We start from the raw sequence: 1,986 nt of genomic DNA, 5'->3' as shown, positions 1-1,986 counted from the left end.
ACGGCGCCTACGGGGCGGGCGTGCTCAACGCTGACNNNGCTNCGGCAAAGCGCCCGGANTTCACCCTGGTGTCCGGTGTCTCGACCGGCGCGCTGATCGCCCCCTTCGCCTTTCTGGGACCGGCCTACGATCCCTATCTGACCGAGTTCTACACCAGCGGCGTCGCGGGTGAGCTGGTGGCCTCGCCCACCCTGGCAAACGTGCTGTTCGGCTCCGGATTGTTCGGTGACGGACGCCTGCGCAGCCTGATCGACCGCTACGTCACGGCGGATCTCCTCAAGGCGGTTGCCGAGGAGCATGCCAAGGGGCGGCGCCTCCTCGTGGTGACGACGAACCTCGATTCCCAGCGGGCGGTGATCTGGAACATGGGCGCCATCGCGGCGAGCGGCGTGCCGAACGCCCGGGAGCTGTTCCGCGACGTGTTGGCGGCCTCGGCCAGCATTCCGGCGGTGTTCCCGCCCCAGTTCATCGACGTTTCAGCCGGCGACACGCGTTTCCAGGAGATGCATGTGGACGGCTCGGTGGTGACGCCGGTCTTCACCCTGCCGCAGAGCCTCCTGTTGCGCGACGGACGGATCCGTACGGGCGGCAAGGCCGAGATCTACGTGGTGATCAACGGCCGTCTCGAGCCCGATTTCGAGGTCACGAAGGACAACACGCTCTCGATCGTCGAGCGTTCATTCACGACGGCGAGCCGGGCGCGCTCCCGGGCCACGCTCACCGCGACCTACGCGCTCGCGCGCGCCAACGGCATCGGCTTCAACCTGACATACATCGACGAGAACGGCCCCAAGGCCTCGGCCGCCAAGGGCTTCGACACCGCCTACATGCGCGCGCTCTACGATGCGGGCCTTGAGAAGGGCCGGACCGGCACCTTCTGGCAGCACACGGTTCCGGCTTCGCCGGTCCTCAGAGAGACCGCGAGCGTCGTGGCGCACTGATCGAACAGGTTTTTCCGCGCGCCCGGCAGGGCGCGCGGTGGACGATGTCACAGGTCCGGGAGCCGGATTGCCGGGGCAGGCCCGGTCCTGCCGACCTCTTATTTATTTGCCCAGGATCTTCGTCACGAGGCGGCCGAGCGGGGTCGCCGAGCTGGCGTTCCGGTCGTCGCGGTACACGGGACGGTTCTCGTTGCCGAGGATCTTGGTGACGATGCGTCCGATCAGGTTCATGGCTCGGCCCTCCGTTATCGCGCCCAAATGGCGCAGCTTCTTATCAACGGGTGAGATGTGGGCCGCGTTCCAGATCATGCTTCCGATCGGCCGGCTCAGATCTGCATCAGGCGGATGTTGTTGGTGTTGCCGGCCGAATGGAACGGGATGCCGGCGGTGACCACGATGATGTCGTTCGGCTTGGCGAAGCCCTCGTCCTGCGCATGGTGGCGGGCCTTCGTGGTCATTTCCTCGTAGCTGTCGACATCCTCCGTCAGGACGCTGTGCGCACCCCAGAGCAGGCTCAACCGCCGCGAGGTTGCAACGTTCGGGGTCAAGGCCAGGATCGCAGCGGCCGGACGCTTGCGCGCCACCCGTGCCGCCGTCTTCCAGTACGCGCGGCTGGGCCATTCGGAGGATCTCGCCGACCTGTTCGGGCAGGGGCTGCCGGCGAACCTGCGCAACGACAAGGGCGACAGCCTGCTGATGCTGGCCGCCTATAACGGCCAGGCGGACGCCACGCGGGTGATCCTGGAGGCCGGCGGCGACCCGGAACTCGCCAATGACCGTGGCCAGACGCCCCTCGCCGGCGCGGCCTTCAAGAACGATCTCGCGATCGCGCAGCTCCTGCTCCAGCACGGGGCCAGGGTGGACGGGACCGGCGACGGCACCCGCACGGCCCTGATGACGGCGGCGATGTTCGACCGCACCGAGATGGTCGACCTGCTCTTCCGCCACGGCGCCGACCGGGACCGGCGCGACGCCTCCGGACAGAGCGCCCCCAACTTGGCCCGGGCAATGGGTGCCCAGGCGACGCCGGCGCAACTCGACGGGG

General features: G+C 68.0%; 3 protein-coding genes and 1 pseudogene. 2 read left to right on the top strand and 2 right to left on the bottom strand.

What is annotated here, in order from left to right; genetic code table 11:
- The coding region (locus tag I53_RS22315) for a patatin-like phospholipase family protein (RefSeq protein WP_043354817.1) at positions 1-941 on the top strand (941 nt) is incomplete at its 5' end.
- Between the two features lie 102 nt (positions 942-1,043).
- On the opposite strand, the gene I53_RS35985 is transcribed toward I53_RS22315, so the two are convergent.
- Complete coding sequence (locus I53_RS35985; RefSeq protein ID WP_043354815.1) at positions 1,044-1,172, bottom strand: hypothetical protein; 129 nt, start codon at positions 1,170-1,172, stop codon at positions 1,044-1,046.
- A 95-nt stretch (positions 1,173-1,267) separates the two neighbouring features.
- Positions 1,268-1,537: pseudogene (locus I53_RS22305) on the bottom strand (pyruvate kinase alpha/beta domain-containing protein); the annotation flags it as partial.
- On the opposite strand from I53_RS22305, the gene I53_RS22300 reads away from it, so the two are divergent.
- Positions 1,515-1,986 (top strand): ankyrin repeat domain-containing protein (locus tag I53_RS22300; RefSeq protein WP_251982402.1); only part of this gene is annotated, 472 nt, incomplete at its 3' end. The pseudogene I53_RS22305 and the gene I53_RS22300 sit on opposite strands and share 23 nt — an antisense overlap.

Source organism: Methylobacterium sp. B1, from assembly GCF_000333255.1.
Taxonomy (GTDB): Bacteria; Pseudomonadota; Alphaproteobacteria; order Rhizobiales; family Beijerinckiaceae; genus Methylobacterium; species Methylobacterium fujisawaense.
This window is presented reverse-complemented; position numbering and strand designations above follow the sequence as displayed.